Annotated in this window: 16 protein-coding genes and 1 tRNA gene; 13 read left to right on the top strand and 4 right to left on the bottom strand. The window is 66.3% G+C overall.

Annotation, left to right across the window (positions count from 1 at the left end):
• Window positions 1-6 precede the first annotated feature (6 nt).
• From infB to M1K48_RS00565, 10 genes are all read left to right on the top strand, one after another.
• Window positions 7-2,703, top strand: a complete 2,697-nt coding sequence (infB, locus tag M1K48_RS00610; protein ID WP_249503963.1) for a translation initiation factor IF-2 — start codon at window positions 7-9, stop codon at window positions 2,701-2,703.
• Between the two features lie 68 nt (window positions 2,704-2,771).
• Window positions 2,772-3,164: a 30S ribosome-binding factor RbfA gene (gene rbfA, locus M1K48_RS00605; RefSeq protein ID WP_249503962.1), complete on the top strand. Its 393-nt coding sequence runs from the start codon at window positions 2,772-2,774 to the stop codon at window positions 3,162-3,164.
• A complete protein-coding gene (locus tag M1K48_RS00600; protein WP_249503961.1) occupies window positions 3,161-3,703 on the top strand; it encodes a GNAT family N-acetyltransferase in 543 nt (180 codons plus the stop codon). Before rbfA ends, M1K48_RS00600 begins: the two co-directional genes overlap by 4 nt.
• Window positions 3,704-3,754: 51 nt before the next feature.
• Entirely contained in the window at window positions 3,755-3,901 is a 147-nt protein-coding gene (locus M1K48_RS00595; protein WP_249503960.1) for a hypothetical protein, read from the top strand.
• 664 nt (window positions 3,902-4,565) lie between these two features.
• A complete protein-coding gene (locus M1K48_RS00590) occupies window positions 4,566-4,910 on the top strand; it encodes an NUDIX domain-containing protein (protein ID WP_249503959.1) in 345 nt (114 codons plus the stop codon).
• An 85-nt stretch (window positions 4,911-4,995) separates the two neighbouring features.
• Window positions 4,996-5,607 (top strand): thymidine kinase, encoded by a 612-nt coding sequence (locus tag M1K48_RS00585; protein WP_249503958.1) that lies wholly within the window; start codon window positions 4,996-4,998, stop codon window positions 5,605-5,607.
• Between the two features lie 8 nt (window positions 5,608-5,615).
• Window positions 5,616-6,500 (top strand): tRNA pseudouridine(55) synthase TruB, encoded by an 885-nt coding sequence (gene truB / locus M1K48_RS00580; protein ID WP_249505284.1) that lies wholly within the window; start codon window positions 5,616-5,618, stop codon window positions 6,498-6,500.
• A 10-nt stretch (window positions 6,501-6,510) separates the two neighbouring features.
• Complete coding sequence (gene rpsO / locus M1K48_RS00575) at window positions 6,511-6,780, top strand: 30S ribosomal protein S15 (RefSeq protein ID WP_249503957.1); 270 nt, start codon at window positions 6,511-6,513, stop codon at window positions 6,778-6,780.
• Window positions 6,781-6,943: 163 nt separating this feature from the next.
• Window positions 6,944-9,343 (top strand): polyribonucleotide nucleotidyltransferase, encoded by a 2,400-nt coding sequence (gene pnp, locus M1K48_RS00570; RefSeq protein ID WP_249503956.1) that lies wholly within the window; start codon window positions 6,944-6,946, stop codon window positions 9,341-9,343.
• A 130-nt stretch (window positions 9,344-9,473) separates the two neighbouring features.
• Complete coding sequence (locus M1K48_RS00565; protein WP_249503955.1) at window positions 9,474-10,511, top strand: sensor histidine kinase; 1,038 nt, start codon at window positions 9,474-9,476, stop codon at window positions 10,509-10,511.
• On the opposite strand, the gene M1K48_RS00560 is transcribed toward M1K48_RS00565, so the two are convergent.
• The 3 genes from M1K48_RS00560 to M1K48_RS00550 form a co-directional block, all read right to left on the bottom strand.
• Window positions 10,508-11,437, bottom strand: coding sequence for a methyltransferase (locus M1K48_RS00560; protein WP_249503954.1), 930 nt, complete (start codon window positions 11,435-11,437; stop codon window positions 10,508-10,510). The two genes, M1K48_RS00565 and M1K48_RS00560, sit on opposite strands and share 4 nt — an antisense overlap.
• 56 nt (window positions 11,438-11,493) lie before the next feature.
• Window positions 11,494-12,393: an iron-containing redox enzyme family protein gene (locus M1K48_RS00555; protein WP_249503953.1), complete on the bottom strand. Its 900-nt coding sequence runs from the start codon at window positions 12,391-12,393 to the stop codon at window positions 11,494-11,496.
• A 126-nt stretch (window positions 12,394-12,519) separates the two neighbouring features.
• Window positions 12,520-12,879: a hypothetical protein gene (locus M1K48_RS00550; RefSeq protein ID WP_249503952.1), complete on the bottom strand. Its 360-nt coding sequence runs from the start codon at window positions 12,877-12,879 to the stop codon at window positions 12,520-12,522.
• Window positions 12,880-13,105: 226 nt separating this feature from the next.
• Here M1K48_RS00550 and M1K48_RS00545 point away from each other — a divergent pair, with 226 nt between their 5' ends.
• From M1K48_RS00545 to M1K48_RS00535, 3 genes are all read left to right on the top strand, one after another.
• Window positions 13,106-14,671, top strand: coding sequence for a hypothetical protein (locus M1K48_RS00545; protein WP_249503951.1), 1,566 nt, complete (start codon window positions 13,106-13,108; stop codon window positions 14,669-14,671).
• A gap of 13 nt (window positions 14,672-14,684) precedes the next feature.
• Window positions 14,685-17,405, top strand: coding sequence for a TonB-dependent receptor domain-containing protein (locus M1K48_RS00540; protein WP_249503950.1), 2,721 nt, complete (start codon window positions 14,685-14,687; stop codon window positions 17,403-17,405).
• Between the two features lie 126 nt (window positions 17,406-17,531).
• The gene (locus M1K48_RS00535) at window positions 17,532-17,870 is read left to right on the top strand and encodes a DUF6481 family protein (protein WP_249503949.1); all 339 of its coding nucleotides are present in this window, start codon (window positions 17,532-17,534) and stop codon (window positions 17,868-17,870) included.
• A 100-nt stretch (window positions 17,871-17,970) separates the two neighbouring features.
• On the opposite strand, the gene M1K48_RS00530 is transcribed toward M1K48_RS00535, so the two are convergent.
• Window positions 17,971-18,046, bottom strand: a tRNA-Ala gene (locus M1K48_RS00530).
• Window positions 18,047-18,072 lie beyond the last annotated feature (26 nt).

Below are 18,072 nucleotides of genomic sequence, written 5' to 3'. Positions count from 1 at the left end.
GAATTTATGAGCGACCAGACCGACAAGCCGAAGCTGGGTACCCGGCCGCCGCTGGGCATCAAGCGTACGGTTGAGACTGGCAAGGTCAAGCAGAGCTTCAGCCATGGCCGCTCGAACACGGTAGTGGTCGAGGTCAAGAAGCGCCGCATCCTTGGCCGGCCGGGCGAAGCGCCCGTTGCTGCGCCCGAGCCTGAAGCCGCGGCACCCGCCCCGGCCCCAGCCCGTCCGGCTGCGCCTGCTCCGGCTCCGGCGGCTCCCAAGCGCTCGAGCGCCGATGACATCACCGCCCGCAAGGAGATGGTGGCGCGGCAGATGCGCGAGGCTGAAGAAGCCCGCATGACCGCGCTTGAGGACGCTCGCCGCCGCGAGGAGCAGGCCAAGCTCAACGCGACCGAGGACGAGAAGAAGCGCGCCGAGGATCGCCGCAAGGCCGAGGAAGACGCCGCCCGCCAGGCCGAGGAAGACGCCAAGCGCCGGATCGAGGAAGCCGCCCGTGCCGCCGACGAGGCCGATGCCGCGGCCGCCGCTGCTGCCGAGCAGCCGGCTGCAGTCTCGGCTCCCGAGCCCGAGGCTCCGGCGCCTGCCGCCACCGCTGCGCCGCGCACGGTGGTGTCGCGTCCGGGCCAGATGTTCCAGCCGGTGCGCCGCCCGCCGCCTCCCCCTCCCAAGCCGCAGCCCCAGGCGCAGCCGCAGCAGGGTGCCGCGCCGCAGTCGCAGGGTCAGTCGGCTCCTTCCGGCGGTGGCAGCAGTGCCTCGCCCTCGCGCCGTCCCGAACCTGCCCGTCCGGCGCGTGCCGGCGCCGCGCGCGGCGACGATCGCCGCCATTCGGGCAAGCTCACCGTCACTCGCGCGCTTGCCGGTGACGACGACCGCTCGCGCAGCCTCGCCGCCCTTCGCCGGGCGCGTGAGAAGGAGAAGCGAGCCTACGCCCAGTCCGGCCCGCGCGAGAAGCAGGTCCGTGACGTGGTGGTTCCCGACAGCATCACCGTCGGCGAGCTTGCCAACCGCATGGCCGAAAAGGCCGCTGACCTGGTGAAGGCACTGTTCAAGATGGGCACTCCGGTGACCGTCAACCAGAGCATCGACCAAGATACGGCCGAGCTGCTGGTCACCGAATTCGGCCACAACATCAAGCGCGTCAGCGACAGCGATGTCGACATCGACACCGCGGCCGACGTCGATGCCGAAACCACGCTGACGGCGCGTCCCCCGGTGGTGACCATCATGGGCCACGTCGACCACGGCAAGACCTCGCTGCTCGACGCCCTGCGCGGTGCCAATGTAGTGTCGGGCGAAGCCGGCGGCATCACCCAGCACATCGGCGCCTATCAGGTGAAGGTGCCGAGCGGTGACCTGATCACCTTCCTCGACACGCCGGGTCACGAAGCTTTCTCGGAAATGCGTGCCCGCGGTGCCAATGTCACCGACATCGTGGTGCTGGTGGTAGCTGCCGACGACGGCCTTCGTCCCCAGACGGTGGAGGCGATCAACCACACCAAGGCGGCCGGCGTTCCGATGATCGTGGCGATCAACAAGATCGACAAGCCCGAAGCCAAGGCGCAGCGGGTCCGCGAGGAACTGCTGCAGCACGAGATCGTGGTCGAGCAGCTCGGCGGCGACGTCCAGGACGTGGAAGTGTCGGCGCTCAAGGGCACCAACCTCGACGGGCTGCTCGATGCCATCGCGCTCCAGGCCGAGATTCTCGAACTTCGCGCCAACCCCGATCGCGCCGCCGAAGGCACGGTGATCGAGGCCAAGCTCGACAAGGGCCGCGGTCCGCTCGCCACCGTGCTGGTCCAGCGCGGAACGCTCAAGGTCGGCGACGTGCTGGTCGTGGGTGCCGCCTCGGGCAAGGTCCGGGCGATGACCGACGACCATGGCAAGCAGGTCAAGGAAGCCGGGCCTTCGATGCCGGTCGAGGTCCTCGGCCTCGGCTCGGTGCCGTCGGCGGGCGACCAGCTCACCGTGGTCGAGAACGAGGCGCGGGCCCGCGAAGTCGCGGCCTATCGCCAGGGCCTGCTCGACCGCAAGCGCACCACGAGCGCTCCGATGAGCCTCGAGAACATGTTCGCCAACAAGGCGTCCACCGTGATCGAGTTCCCGCTGGTGGTGAAAGCCGACGTCCAGGGTTCGGCCGAGGCGATCGTCAATGCGCTCAATCGCCTGTCGACCGACGAGATCAAGGTACGCATCCTCGCTTCGGGTGTCGGCGCGATCACCGAAAGCGACGTGACTCTGGCCTCGGCCACCGGAGCGCCGATCATCGGCTTCAACGTCCGTCCGAACGCCAAGGCGCGTGAGGTTGCGGCGCGCAACAAGACCGAGCTTCGCTACTACGACGTCATCTATCACCTTACCGACTGGGCCAAGGGTGCGATGGCGGGCGAGCTTGGGCCCGAGATCATCGAAACGGTCGTCGGCCGTGCCCGCGTGCAGGAGGTCTTCCCGGCCGGCAAGCGCGACAAGGCTGCCGGTCTGCTGGTGCTCGAGGGCACGATCCGCAAGGGTCTGCACGCCCGCCTCACCCGCGAGGACGTCATCGTCTCCAAGACCACGATCAGCTCGCTGCGTCGCTTCAAGGACGACGTGGCGCAGGTCATCGCCGGTCTCGAGTGCGGCGTGCTGCTGGCCGATACCAACGACATCAAGGCGGGCGACAACCTCGAAGTGTTCGAGGTCGAGGAGCGCGCCCGGACGCTGTAAGGCGTTCGTCATTGCGATGCCGGTGAGGGTTGCAGCCCTCGCCGGCTCGCAGCGACGTGAGAAAAGTCATGAAGAAGACCGAGTCCCCCGAAGGCCGCTCCGTTCGCCTGCTCCGTGTCGGCGAGCAGGTGCGTCACGTGCTGAGCGAAGTGCTGGCCCGCGGCGACGTGCACGACGCGACGCTGCAGAGCCATCTCGTCAGCGTCACCGAAGTCCGGATGAGCCCCGACCTGCGTCATGCCACCGTGTTCGTGAAGCCGCTGCTCGGCCAGGATGAGGAAGTGGTGCTGAAGGCGCTGCGCACCAACACCGCTTATCTCCAGGGCGAGGTCGCGCGGCGGGTGAACACCAAATTTGCCGCTAAGCTTAAGTTCCTGCCCGACGAAAGCTTCGACGAAGGTAGCAAGATCGATCAGATCCTCCGCTCGCCGCACGTCAAGCAGGACCTTACCGAGGAGTGAGCGACCTTGCCGCGCCGATGACGGGCGACGGCTGCTCCGCCCTCCCCTTCAGCGAAGAGCATCGCGCGGCGCTCAAGGCGGCCTGCGCCGAAGACCGCGACATCTGGTCGATCTATTCGGTCAGCTTCGATCCCGACCATTTCGACGCCAGCCTCGACGCCTGGCTGGCGCGTCCGGACATGGAAACCTTCGTCCTGTTCGAGGGCGGAGAGTTTGCCGGCATGTCGAGCTTCCTCGCGATAGAACCGGCCCGCGGCGTGCTGGAGATCGGCGGCACCTACTACCGCCCTCCCCTGCGCGGCACCGGCTTCAACCGGCGGGTCAAGGACATGATGCTGAGGCGGGCGTTCAACTGCGGTTATCGCCGCACTGAGTTCCGGGTCGACGCCCGCAACGCGCGCAGCCAGGCGGCGATGGCCAGGCTCGGCGCTACCCGCGAGGGCGTGCTGCGGGCCGACCGGATCACCTGGAACGGCCATGTCCGTGACACCGTCCTGTTTTCCATCTTGCGCGACGAATGGGTGGCCGAAGAACTGTAAGGCACTCGGGCGCTGTTTCGCGTTGAGGACGCAGACAGTGAGGAGCAGGACATGACCGAGAAGAAGGGCCACGGCAGCGCCACCGCGCAAAAGGCTAACGCCAAAGCCTCCAAGGAAGGCAAATCGAACCCGCGCAAGTCCTCGGCGGCGCAGTCCGAGCTTGGCAAGAAGGGCGGGAAAGCTGCCGCGAAGAAGTAGCCGGAGAAATTGGTGTGGACATTGCCGGCGCCAGTGTCCGCAATGGGTGGAAAGCGGACATCAGACCGCTATTCAGTCCTTCTGCAAACTTCGGGCGGGAGACTTGCCAGCGATGAACATGCGGCAAACTTGGGCTACTTTCGCGGGCCTCAGTGTGGGAGTGTTCGCGGTGCCAGCGGCAGCCGTACCGCCTCCGCCACCGGCGCAGGCCGGCTCCGAGATCGGGACGCACCAATGTGGTCGGCAGTCGCTGACCCTCGTTAAGAGTTGGGATTACAAGGTGGGGCTCAAGAGCGATTACGCCGTTCGCATCGGCGGCAAACCGCTCTCGCAAGCTGATGCCCAGCGGCTGAACAGTGAGATTGAACTGCGAGGACCGTTCCAAGCTGCATCGGTCTACTGCGTAGACGGCGTTCCCTACGAGTTGGCGCTGCATCGGTACTCGCCGACCAGAGACAGACTGGGCATCTATTTTCGCGGGCGAGCAATAACCAGCATCCGCTAAACAGCTTCGACACTAAGGTCCGCAATGGGTGGAAAGCAGACTGTCCGCTTTAAGTGGAAAGAGGGCGTTGCGTTCGGGTGCGACAGAGCGGAAGATTGCCTAATGGCGTGTAAAGTCTGCCCAGTGGTGTTTCGCACATCGAGTGGAGCCGCCGAACTCTTGGCGTTCCGGCACCCGACTGCAGGCAAGCAGTTCGTGAAGGGAAGCATCGAGGGAGGTGAGGCCGCATCTGTCGCTGCGCTTCGGGAGCTTGCGGAGGAGAGCGGCATCATCATTGTGTCCGGCCTATGCGATCTCGGCCAAGCACCAATCGGGGCGGCCGTATGGCACTTCTTCGCAATCAAGATCGATAGCCTTCCCGACCAATGGGCGCACCAGACGCATGACGACTTCAATCATGTTTTCGCTTTCTTTTGGCACCCTTTGGCCGAGGACCTCAATGGCGACTGGCACCCTCGATACCAGGAGGCGCTGGACTTCATCCGACGCTCGGTGCCGCAGTGATCGGTCTTCAAAAGTGAAATGTCCGCAATGGGTCGTAAGCGGACATTGGCTCCCGCTCGCCATCCGCGCTAAGCGCTTGCCGCACATGGCCAAGCTCTATTTCTATTATGCCGCGATGAACGCGGGCAAGTCGACCACGCTGCTGCAGGCGGACTTCAACTATCGAGAGCGCGGCATGGAGACGATGCTGTGGACCGCGGCGCTGGACGATCGCGCCGGCGAAGGCCGCATCTCCTCACGGCTGGAGATTGGCGCTGACGCTCATTCCTTCGACCCGACCACCGACCTGCTGGAGACCGTCGGCGCCGAGCTCAGCCGGCGACGCCTTCATTGCGTGCTGGTCGATGAAGCCCAGTTCCTGACCGAAGCCCAGGTGTTGCAATTGTGCCGGTTGGCCGACGAGATGGACCTGCCCGTGCTCTGCTATGGCCTGCGCACCGATTTCCGCGGGGCGCTATTCCCCGGCAGTGCGACGCTGCTGGCGCTGGCCGATGCGCTGGTCGAGCTGAAGGCGGTGTGCGAGTGCGGTCGCAAGGCGACCATGAATTTGCGGGTCGATGCCGAGGGCCGCGCGGTGGCGCAGGGCCAGCAGACCGAGATCGGCGGCAACGACCGCTATGTCGCGCTTTGCCGCCGCCATTTCTTCGCGCGGCTCCGCTCGGCCGAGGAAGCGCATCCGTCCGGATCGGCGGCGTGACCCGGCCCCTGTCGGGCTGGATCATCCTCGACAAGCCCCTCGGCCTCGGCTCCACCCAGGCAGTCAGCGCGGTCAAGCGTGCGCTGCGCGAAGCGGGCGAGGCGAAGACCAAGGTCGGCCATGGCGGCACCCTCGACCCGTTGGCTACCGGCGTCCTGCCGATCGCGCTGGGCGAGGCGACCAAGCTTGCCGGGCGGATGCTCGACGCGGTCAAGGCGTATGACTTCACCGTCCGCTTCGGGTCGCAGACCGATACGCTGGACCTCGAAGGCAAGGAGATCGCCAGCAGCCCGATCCGCCCGACCCTGGCCGAGGTCGCGGCCGCCCTGCCCGCCTTCACCGGCCCGATCAGCCAGGTGCCGCCCGCCTATTCGGCGCTCAAGGTCGACGGCCAGCGCGCCTACGACCTGGCGCGCGCCGGAGAGGAGGTCGAACTCAAGAGCCGCGCCGTGACCATTCACTCGCTCGAGATCATCGGTGGCAAGGACGGGCAATTAGAGGAGGTCACCCTTTCCGCCACCGTCTCGAAAGGCACCTACATCCGCAGCCTCGCGTGCGACGTCGCGCTGGCACTGGGCACGGTCGGGCATGTCACCATGCTCCGCCGCACGCGGGCTGGTCCGTTCGCCCTTGGTCAGGCGATATCGCTGGACTTTCTGGGTGATTGCGCTAAGGCGCGCACGCTCGACGGGGCACTTCTGCCATTGCAAGCAGGGCTGGACGACATCCCGGCCTTTCCCGTCACCCCCGAAGAAGCCCGCTTGCTCCGGTTCGGACAGCGGCTTTCCCGGGTTCCGCGCTCGGGCGGTCTCCACCTCGCCGTCGATGGGCTTACCCCCGTCGCGCTGGTCGAAGGGGACCGGGTCGTTCGCGGGTTCAACCTTCAGGAATAGGAGTAACACGATGTCGATTACCGCAGAGCGCAAGGCCGAAGTGATCAGCGAATATCGCCGCGACGAGAATGACACGGGCTCGCCCGAGGTTCAGGTCGCCATCCTGACCACCCGGATCCAGACCCTGACCGACCACTTCAAGAGCCACGCCAAGGACAATCACAGCCGCCGCGGGCTGCTGATGATGGTCAACAAGCGCCGTTCGCTGCTGGCCTACCTCAAGAAGGAAGACGCCCAGCGCTACACCGATCTGATCGGTCGCCTCGGCCTCCGCAAGTAACGAATTTCGAAGGGCGCCCATCGCGGCGCCCTTCGCTTATGGGCCGCCCGCAATTCGGCAGGCAGCCCAGGAGCTTAAACGAACGCTCCACCCGCTGGCAGGCCGGATTGCCCGCCACATGTACGAAGCCCCCCGCATCCGGCGGTGGGCCAAAGGAAATCAGATGTTCAATATCAACACCGTAGAAGTCGATCTCGGCGGCAAGACGCTCAAGCTCGAGACCGGGCGTATCGCCCGCCAGGCCGATGGCGCCGTGCTCGCCACCATGGGCGAAACCGTCGTCCTGTGTGCCGTCACCGCCGCCAAGAGCGTGAAGCCCGGCCAGGACTTCTTCCCGCTGACCGTTCACTATCAGGAGAAGTTCTCCGCAGCCGGCCGCATCCCGGGCGGCTTCTTCAAGCGTGAGCGCGGCGCGACCGAAAAGGAGACGCTGACCAGCCGTCTCATCGATCGCCCGATCCGCCCGCTGTTCCCCGAGGGCTTCTACAACGAAGTGCTCGTGATCGCGCAGGTCCTTTCCTACGACGGCGAGAATGAGCCCGATATGGTCGCGATGTGCGCCGCTTCGGCCGCGCTGACCATCAGCGGCGTTCCCTTCATGGGCCCGATCGGCGCCGCCCGCGTCGGCTACATCGACGGCGAATATATCCTCAATCCGACCCAGGAGCAGGTGAAGACCGGCGAGCTCGACCTCGTCGTCGCCGCCACCGGCAATGCCGTGATGATGGTCGAATCCGAAGCCAAAGAGCTGTCGGAAGAGGTCATGCTCGGCGCCGTCGTATTCGCACACGAAGCCTCGAAGAAGGTCGTCAATGCGATCTGCGACCTCGCCGAAAAGGCCGCCAAGGACCCGTGGGACCTGAAGCAGGCCGACGACAAGGCCGCCACCAAGGCCAAGCTCAAGGAGCTGATCGGCGCCGACATCGCGGCGGCCTACAAGGTTACCGCCAAGGGCGAGCGTTCGGACCTCATCAATGCCGCCCGCGCCAAGGCCAAGGAAGCCTTCGCCGACGCCGAGCCGCAGGAGCAGCTCGTCGCCGCCAAGCTCGTCAAGGTGCTGGAAGCGGACATCGTCCGCACCGCCATCCTCGAGGAAGGCCGCCGCATCGACGGCCGCAACACCACCACTGTCCGTCCGATCGAGGCGATGGTTGGCTTCCTGCCGCGTACCCATGGTTCGGCGCTGTTCACTCGCGGCGAAACGCAGGCGATCTGCACCACCACGCTGGGCACCAAGGACGCCGAGCAGATGATCGACGGTCTGGAGGGCCTCTCCTACCAGCGCTTCATGCTGCACTATAACTTCCCGCCCTACTCGGTCGGCGAAGTCGGCCGCTTCGGTGCGCCGGGCCGCCGCGAAGTCGGTCACGGCAAGCTCGCCTGGCGCGCGCTTCACCCGGTGCTCCCGACGACGGAGGAGTTCCCGTACACCATCCGCGTCCTCAGCGACATCACCGAGAGCAACGGCTCCTCGTCGATGGCCACCGTCTGCGGCGGTTCGCTGTCGATGATGGACGCCGGCGTTCCGCTGGCGCGTCCGGTCGCGGGCATCGCCATGGGCCTCATCCTCGAGGGTGAGAAGTTCGCGGTGATCAGCGACATCCTCGGCGACGAAGATCACCTCGGCGACATGGACTTCAAGGTCGCCGGCACCGACCAGGGCATCACCACGATGCAGATGGACATCAAGGTCGCCGGTATCACCAAGGAGATCATGCAGGTCGCCCTGGCCCAGGCCAAGGAAGGCCGCGCGCACATCCTCGGCGAAATGGCCAAGGCGCTCGACAGCACGCGCGGCGAGCTTTCGGCTCACGCCCCGCGCATCGAGACCATGCAGATCCCCAAGGACAAGATCCGCGAAGTGATCGGCACTGGCGGCAAGGTGATCCGCGAGATCGTCGCCACCACCGGCGCTAAGGTCGACATCGACGACGAGGGCCTGATCAAGATCAGCTCGTCCGACGTGACGCAGATCGAAGCCGCCCGTCAGTGGATCCAGGGCATCACCCAGGAGCCGGAGCCCGGCACCATCTACACCGGCAAGGTCGCCAGCATCGTCGATTTCGGCGCGTTCGTGACCTTCATGCCCGGCAAGGATGGCCTGGTGCACGTGTCGGAAATCAAGAACGAGCGCGTCGAGAATGTCCGCGACATCCTGACCGAAGGCCAGGAAGTGAAGGTCAAGCTGCTCGAGGTCGACAACCGCGGCAAGGTCCGCCTGTCGATGCGCGTCGTCGACCAGGAAACCGGCGCCGAGCTGGAGGACACCCGTCCCCCGCGCGAGCCGCGTGAAGGCGGCGACCGTGGTCCGCGCGGCGATCGTGGCCCCCGTGAGGGTGGCCGTGGTGGCGATCGTCACCGCGAGGGCCGTGGCCCGCGTCGTGACGGCGGCGATCGTGGCGGCCGTGATGGCGGCAGCGACCGTGGTCCGCGCGGCGAAGGTCGTGGCGGCGAAGGTCGGGGCGATCGCGGCCCGCGCCGTGAAGGCGGCCGCGACGACAACGGCCCCGCGCCCGAGTTCGCTCCGGCCTTCCTGACCGGCGGCAACAACAACGACGACTAAGGCCATTCCCTGCTCGGTCAGGGAAAGCCATTGAAGTCCAAGCCAAAACCAAAGGCCTCGCGGAGCGATCCGCGGGGCCTTTGTCATGTCGCAGCTTCGATTTTTGCGCCTGAACGCTAGGACAGCGATCGTGACAGGTGCGTTCCCTTCTCGAAGTCGCTGGACCGAACGTTACCCTCTTGCCAAGCTGAGCTTCGTCGCCGATCTGCTCGCGGCGCTTGCGGGTATAGCGATTGCAACGCTGGTTCGCCTGACGATCGACGATCAACTCCCCCCGGGCTTTCCCTTCCTCACCTACTTCCCGGTCGTTCTGCTGGTCGCATTCACGCTCGGGCTGCGGGCCGGCGTGCTTGCCGCGCTGCTCGGCGGCCTTGCGAGCTGGTACTGGTTCCTGACTCCGGGCAGCAATTTCTCGCTGACCCACAACAGCGCGATCGCCCTGGCCTTTTACGCATTCATCACCGGCACTGAGATCGCCCTGGTACACTGGATGCAGCGGTCCAATCGCCTGCTGGTGGTCGAACGCGAGGCCAATGCCCGGCTCGCCCAGACGCGGGAACTGCTGTTTCGCGAACTCCAGCACCGCGTGTCCAACAATCTGCAGATGGTCGCCGCGTTGCTGACGTTGCAGCGGCGCCAGATTGCCGACGAGAGCGCCAAGTCTGCCCTGGACGAAGCAGCGCGTCGCCTTCAGACGATCGGCAGGATCAGTCGCCGGCTCTACGATCCGGCAGGAGGCGACCAGGCGCTCGGCTCCTTCCTTGACCAATTGGCGCGCGACGTCATCGAGTCGAGCACTACCATGAAGATCCGTCACGAGGTGATCTCCACCAGTGACGCACGGATCGGGCCCGAAGCCGCCATTCCGCTGGCGCTGATCGTCGCCGAAAGCATTGCCAACGCGATCGAGCATGGCTTCGCCCCAGGACAGGAGGATGCCCGGCTTGAGATCCGCCTCGGCCACGGGCTTCAGCGGCAACGGCTCGCGGTCGAGATCGAGGATAATGGCGTGGGCCTGCCGGATGGCTTCGCCCTTGAGCAGAGCGGCAGCCTGGGCCTCCGGATCGCGACCATGCTGGCGGGGCAGATCGGCGGCAACTACTCGCTGACTTCGGCCGCTGGTCGCGGCGCCCTCGCCCGCTTCGAACTGCCGCTCCTCGCCGCCTAGCCCTTGGTCAACACCGCCCCCACCGCGGCGATACGTTCGGCGCCGGCCTCGGCATAAGCGGGCTGATCCAGTTCCTCCCCGAAGATGTCGGGATCGAGTTCTTCGTAGCGCAGGCTGGCGTCGGCTTCCTCGGCCAGCTCCGCCAGGGCCGAGAGCAACCGGTCTTCACCCGCGACGATCGGGCTGCCGGTATACAGCAGCATGGTCCCGCCAGGGCTCAGCCGTTCGAGCGACTGGCGCGCCCAGTCGAGCGACAGGCCGGCGCCCAGCATCTCGCCGCCGTCTCGGTAGTCGCGGCCCTTGGCATCGGCGATGAAGGGCGGGTTGGCGATGATCAGGTCGATGTCGCCGGTCACTCCTTCGAGCCCGCCGTCGACCGTTTCGACCTCAAGTCCCGCGGCCAGTGCGTTGGCGCAGGCGAGTGACAGGGCCTGGGGGTTGATGTCGACCAGACTGATCCGCTCGGGCTCGAGCAGCCCCGCCGCGCTGATCCCACCCGGCCCGGCGCCCGCCCCAAGGTCGACCAGATGGTTGGGCGTCTCGAGATTCTCGGCGCTGGCCTCGACGAAGCGGCCGAAGCGATACGTGTCGGGACCGAAGAACACGCTGTCGGCAGCGTCGGTCGGAAAGGCCGAATGAAGGAACAGCCGCCCGGAGAGGGACGACACCCGGACCAGGCTGCGCAGGACGCCGTTGCGCTCCTCGAGCGCGCCGCCTTCGCGCAGCAGGTCGAGCAGGTCGGCCGGGAGGGTGTCGCGGGTGAAGGACAGGCTCCAGCCGAAGATGTCGCGCAGGTCGCGCGCCGCCTCCCCGGGACGCCGCGCCAGCACCCGGTGGTGCGTCGCCGGGGTGACGGTGGTGAAGGCATAGCCTTCCTGGTCGAGAGCCTGGAGCAAAGCGGCGAGCGGTTCGGGGGAAAAGGTCATGGGCGACGCGGGTAGCAGGGGCTGGTCACAAGACAAGCGCCGCAACCCTCCGTCGGTCAGGCGCCAAGCAGCTCCCGGTAACAGTCGAAGCAGCGCTCGCCGCACTTCAGCCGCATCAGCGCGCCCTCGGCCATCGCCCGCGCACGCGCGGGCCCTTCGGCCCGGTCCTCGATCGCCGGGCGGATCGCTTCCTTGTTCCACTCCTCGCTATGCTTGATGTCGAGCACGGCGTGGAGGTCGAAGTAACGGCGCAGCTTGGCGTCGAAGCCGAGTCTGCGCATGGTCCGCGAGGTGGCTGCCGAGCGGGCCGGGGCAGTGAGTTCGATCACCCCGAGCGCTCCCACGCTATGCCAAGCATAATTGCGGTTGGCGGCCATCGCCGTCATCGCATTAGCAAGCGCCAGGCTTTCCCAGCACGTGGTGTCGATGGACGGCTTCAGACCCAACGCCTCGACCACGAAATGAAGCATCGGGCCGTGCATGCCCTTAGGATTGCCGCGTCCCATTTCGTCCCAATAGTTGCGGGCCAGCTCCATCTTGGGCCGGTCGGGCAGACGGACCTGGGTCATCGCGACGAGATCGTCGAACCCGGCCTCCCCCGCCGCTTCCTGAGTCAAGAACAGCTTGAGGTCGTCGAGGTCGGCTTCGGTTTCCAGCCAGTCGAATAGCGGATGGTGCTGACCGGGGCCGGTCGCCTCCAGCCCTTCGAACCAGGCAATGAAGCCGTCGGGATCGGTCGGCGCCTTCGCCGCCTCGTCCGCCACTTCGGCGCGCATCTCCTCGAGGAAGCCCAGCTCCAGCCGCATCATCCGCGCGTCGCGGTCGATCCGCGAAGCGGTCGCGGCTCCCGGAAAGCTCGGGGCAAGCCGGTCGTGGTTCCAGTGGCTGAGTGCACGCTGGAAGACGTCGTTGAAGAATTGCGACCCGGACAGGGTCGAGCGGAAGCGCGTGGCCATGGCTGTATTGCTCGCAGATCAATAGGATATGCGAACGAAACGGGTCCGGCGGGGCAGTTGTTCCCCGGGCTGGACCAAGGACCTAAGCCGATGGCGGCGAGGCGGCTCGGGCCTCGCCTGGAAAGCTCAGCGGGCGCTGAGGCTTTGTTGGGTCAGGCGACGCGACGCAATGCGCGAAACTTCGCGGGTAGTCATCACCTCACCGGAAGCAAGAACGATTTCGCTTGCAGGCGCGCGCGCGACCCGCCGAAACACCTCGCGGGCCTCGTTCACGCGGCCCTGCCTGGCGAGCAATTGCCCGTAGTTGAGCAGCCACGCCCCATCGGTCCGATTGGCGGCCTGCGAACCGGCGAGCTGCTGTTCGGCGAGCGTCAGGTCACCCCGGACAAGCGCCTCGTAAGCCAAAGCCCCGGAGGAGTAATCGATTTCTGACGCCGGCTCGGCCGACCCTGCTGCGAGAAGCGCTGCGAAGAGGAGAGCGTGCATGATGACTCCTTACCCGGCGTATTGTCACCGGACTGAAGCCGAAGCGTAACATCACTGTCATCTTGCTGCAATCAATGTCTCTGCTCGTCTCAAACCGCTCTCCGACCAATTTCTGTCACGATTCCTACACTGGAGAGTCGCGAGTCCCCACTAGCCGTCCGGGGCAAGGGGAGCGGTTCAACGCGTCCCTACGATAATCAAAGTACATGATGCCAAGGGGATCGAAATGAAGATGGTGCACGTGGGTCGCCGGCTGTTGATGGTCGGTGTTGCGGCAAGCGTTCTGACGGCCTGCGGCGGCGCGGACGACATCGCTTCCCCAGGCGAAGGCGTGATCATCGGCGGCGGCGGCAATGGCGGTGGCACGACTACGCCGCCTCCCGTCAGCACCGGCCCGGCTGCGAGCTGCCCCACCGGAACCGTCGACCGCGGCGTCAACCCGGTGGTCAACCGCCGCAACTGCGGCCTCCCGGCGCGGATCGCTTCGGCGCTGTCGCTGCCCAAGGTCGCCGGCCTGTTCTACTCGATCGATGGCCGCGTGGATGTCGGCACCGACGTCGGCGGTGACGGCGCCGCAGCTGGCGGCCAGTCGGCCACTCTGTCGATCGACCCGGGCGTGGTCGTCATCGGCCAAAGCCAGGCGAGCTTCCTGGTCGTCAACCGCGGCTCGCAGATCAATGCGGTCGGCAGCAGCACTGCGCCGATCATCTTCACCAGCCTCGACAATCTCGAGGGCCGCGCGACCGACACCAGTTCCAACCAGTGGGGCGGCATCCAGCTGCTCGGCCGCGCGCCGATCAGCAACTGCCTGTCGGCCGTCCCGGGCGGCTCAGCGCAATGCCAGCAGCAGGCCGAGGGCACCGGTTCGCCGGCGCTCTATGGTGGCAACCTGCCCAACGATAACAGCGGTCAGCTGCGCTTCGTCCAGATCCGCTTCACCGGCTTCAGCGCTTCGCCCAATGCCGAGTTGCAGGGCCTGACCACGGGCGGCGTCGGTGCCGGCACCCGGATCGAGAACGTGCACATCCACAACAGCGGTGACGACGGCGTCGAGATCTTCGGCGGCTCGCACAACATGCGCAACATCGTCATCACCGGCGCCGACGACGACGGGATCGACACCGACTTCGGCTACAAGGGCTTCATTCAGTTCGCCATCGCCATCCAGCGGCCGCAGTCGCTGGGCGTGAACGGTGACACGATGATCGAGGCCGACAGCAGCCCCGAGGTCACCGGCGCCGACGACTTCACTCCGCGGCAGAACACCCGTCTGTCGAACTTCACCTTCATCCAGACCCGCACCGGCACCCGCGCCATCCACCTGCGCGGAGGCACCGACTATGCGCTGGTCAATGGCGTGGTGGTGAGCCCGTCGGCCTGCCTCGACGTCGACCAGGCGACCACCGTCCAGGCGACCGGCCCGGACGAGGCCGGCGTTCCGGTCATCCGCTCGGTCCTGTTCGCCTGCACCCCGCGCGACGATGCCGATGCCGACGATTTCGAAGCGCAGACCTTCAACGCGGCGACCAACACCAACAACCTGTTTGGCTACACCAGCACGCTGAGCAGCCTGTTCATCAACGGCGCCAACGAAACGGCGGCGACGCCCTATAATGCGACGCTGCTCAACACGAGCTTCGTCACGGCGCCTTACGTCGCCGGCAATTTCACCCAGACCAGCTATGTCGGCGCCGTCCGCGACGCTAACGACACCTGGTACCGCAGCTGGACCTGCGACAGCGGCTACGCGAGCTTCGGCTCGGGCGGCAGCTGCAACACCGTTCCGGCCTGAGGCGCGCACAACCATGTCGCAAGTCTCGCGCTTTGCCGCGCTGCTGCTGATCACCACCGTCCTGTGCCCGGCCGCCGCGCTGGCACAGGCCGGCGGTGCCGCTCCGCCCGTCGTCACCCCGCCGACCGCGGGAACGACCGACCCGGCCACGGCCGAGCCCGACGCGCCGCAAACCGCCGAGGAGCCGATCATCGAGGTGTCGGCCCCCGGCGCCGATGCCCCGCCTGCCGATATCGTCGTCCGCGGCCGCCGCAACATCGTCCGGGCCACCCCCGAAGTCGTCTCGGTTCTGTCGAGCGAGGACATTGCGCGAACCGGTGAGGGCGACATCGCCGGCGCGCTGGGCCGCGTGCCCGGCCTCAGCGTGGTCGGCAACGGCCTCGTCTATGTCCGCGGGCTCGGCGACCGCTACAGCCTGGCGCTGCTCAATGGCCTGGCCCTGCCCAGCCCCGAGCCGCTTCGCCGGGTGGTGCCGCTCGACATCTTCCCGACCAGCGTGATCGGCAGCGCGGTCGTCCAGAAGAGTTATTCGGTCAATTACCCGGGCGAGTTCGGCGGCGGCGTCATCAACCTGACCACCACCGCCGCGGCGCGCGAGCCGTTCCTGACGGTCGGCGCCAGCGTCAGCGGCGATACCGAGACCACCGGCAAGCTTGGTTACACCTATTACGGCAGCAACACCGACTGGCTCGGCTTCGACAATGGCGACCGTGCGATTGACGGCGCGTTCGGCGAAGCCTTCCGCTCCAACAAGGTGATCGGCGAAGGCGCCAACTTCACCCGCGCGCAGCTCCAGGCGGTCACTGCCGACCTCACCAACAGCCGCACCAGCGTGCTGCAGCGAAACAAGGACATCCCGGCCAATTACGGCGTAGACCTGTCGGCCGGGACGACCTTCGGCTTCGGTCGCGCCGAACTCGGCGTGATTGCCGCGGCAGGCTACAGCAACAGCTGGCGCACCCGCGACGCCACCCAGCAGACCCAGGGTGGCGACCTGATCGGTACCGACTTCCAAGTCGTGCGAACCGACAATCGCGTGGTCGCCAACGGGCTTCTCGGCCTGACCGCGAAAGTCGGCGGCCATGACTTCCGCTTTACCAACCTGCTGATCCGCGACACGCTCAAGATCGGTCGCCTCGCCGCCGGCTATGACGTGCAGATCGGCGATCCCGTTCCCGGTGGCCCAGCTCAGCAGATCAACCAGCGCACCTCCTGGTTCGAACGCCAGCTGTTCAACTCGCAGCTGGTTGCCGAATTCGACTTCGGCGACATCGATCTCGACCTGCGCGGTGCCTATGCCAACAGTCAGCGCAACGCTCCCTATGAGCGCAGCTTCAACTACGTCTACAACACCACCGTTCGCGATTACGTGAACAACCTCACCACCAATCCGCAGAGTGCCGGGATCACCTTCTCGGAGCTCGACGAGGATGTGTGGAATGCCGGCGCGGACATCAGCTACCGGGTGCCCGGTGCGCGCAACCTGACGCTGAGTGCCGGCGGCGCCTATCTCGACACCACCCGCAACTCGACCCGGCGCGACTTCTCGTTCCGCCCGGCCAGCGCCCTCCCCGGCGGTGTCACCGAACAGCGCCCGGACTACCTGCTGTCCGACTACAACGTCTACACCTACAACATCCTGCTGGTGGAGACGTCGGGCCTTGCCGGGACCGCGCGTTACCAGGGCGATCTGCAGGTCAGCGCGGGCTATGCGCAGGCGACCGGCGACATCGTCGAAGGCCTCCGCCTGCAAGGCGGCGTGCGCTACGAGAAGGGCAAGCAGTCAGTAACGCTGGTCGACCTCTTCAGCCAGGGCGGCCTGACCCAGATTCCTGCGATCGAGAAGAGCTACTGGCTGCCCGCCGCGACTCTCACCTGGAACCTTCGTCCCGACATGCAGGTGCGCCTGCACGGTTCGAAGACCCTGGCTCGCCCGCAGTTCCGTGAACTGGCGCCGCAAGTCTATTTCGATACCGAAAGCGACCGCCAGTTCTTCGGCAACCCGTTCCTGACCGACTCGACGCTGACCAACGCCGAGGCGCGGTTCGAGTATTATTTCGCGACCCAGCAGCGGATCAGCCTCGCGGGCTTCTACAAGCGCATCAACAAGCCGATCGAAGCGATCGCCACCTTCACCGGCGGCGCGGCGCTGATCACCACCTTCGGCAACGCGCCGAAGGCGAAGCTCTACGGCGTCGAGGTCGAAGCGCAGAAGTATATCCCGCTCGGCGGCCTCGGCTTCGACCAGCATCGCCTGGTGCTGATCGGCAACTACACCTATTCCAAGTCTGAGATCGAGGTCGGCGACGGCGACACCACGATCCTCAACGACCTTCGCGGGCCGCGTCCGGCGCGCGAGGTGTTCTTCGACGGCGATGCGCTGACTGGCCAGTCCGAACATATCGCCAACGCCCAGGTCGGGGTGGAGAATACCGCCCAACTGCAGCAGCTGACCCTGCTGTTCAATTATGCCTCAAAGCGGGTCAGCAGCCGCGGTCCGGCCAGCGGCGGCATCCGCCAGTCGGACATCTTCGAACGGCCCGGCCTGACCATCGACCTCGTTGCGCGGCAGGGCCTTCGTCTCGCCGGGCGCGAGCTCGAGCTCAAGTTCGAGGCGCGCAACCTCACCGGTCAGGCCTACGAAGAAACCCAGGACGTTCGCGGCACCCGCATCTTCATCAACCGCTACGACGTCGGCCGGTCCTTCTCGCTTGGGGCGTCGTTGAAGCTCTGATCCGTCGGCCCCGTCAGCCACCGGCCGTGCCCTGTCAGGGCGGCAAATGGCCGAGCCGGTGGCTTTTTGGTGCATTCGCAGCCTAAAGGGTCCGGAAGAACCGCAAACCCAAGGGTAAGATCACCAATGAAGGCCTACAAGAACTCTGGTTTCCAGGACCGCGTCGACCAAGTCGCCAAGGCCAAACAGCGCCTGATCGAGAAATTGCGCGACAAGCCAGAGGTCGATCCCGCCGCCGAAGAAGCACGCCTGCTCGCCAGCCAGAAGCGCGAAGCCGCGCAGGCCGAGAAGCGCGCCCAGCGCAAGGCTGCCGAAGCCGCCGCCGAACAGGCCGCGCGCGACAGCAAGGCCGCCAGCGAGGAAGCCGAGGCTGCAAGACTGGCGGCGATCAAGCCCGAGCCGACCGAAGAAGAACGCAAGGCAGCGCGCGACGCCCGCTACGCAGCGCGCAAGAAGCGGCGCTGAGCGAAGGGCGATGGCGCGGAGCGATCCGCGCCACGTCCCGGCTGCGGCGACCCTCAAGCCAGCCCGGCAGATCAGATTTTCAGGAAGACAACCGGTGCGATGGTGGAGCTGAGGGGAATCGAACCCCTGACCTCTGCAGTGCGATTGCAGCGCTCTCCCATCTGAGCTACAGCCCCGCACCGGTTGTCCGAGCGCCTCTAGC

The sequence above is a fragment of the Sphingomonas glaciei genome, assembly GCF_023380025.1.
Lineage (GTDB): Bacteria > Pseudomonadota > Alphaproteobacteria > Sphingomonadales > Sphingomonadaceae > Sphingomicrobium > Sphingomicrobium glaciei.
This window is presented reverse-complemented; position numbering and strand designations above follow the sequence as displayed.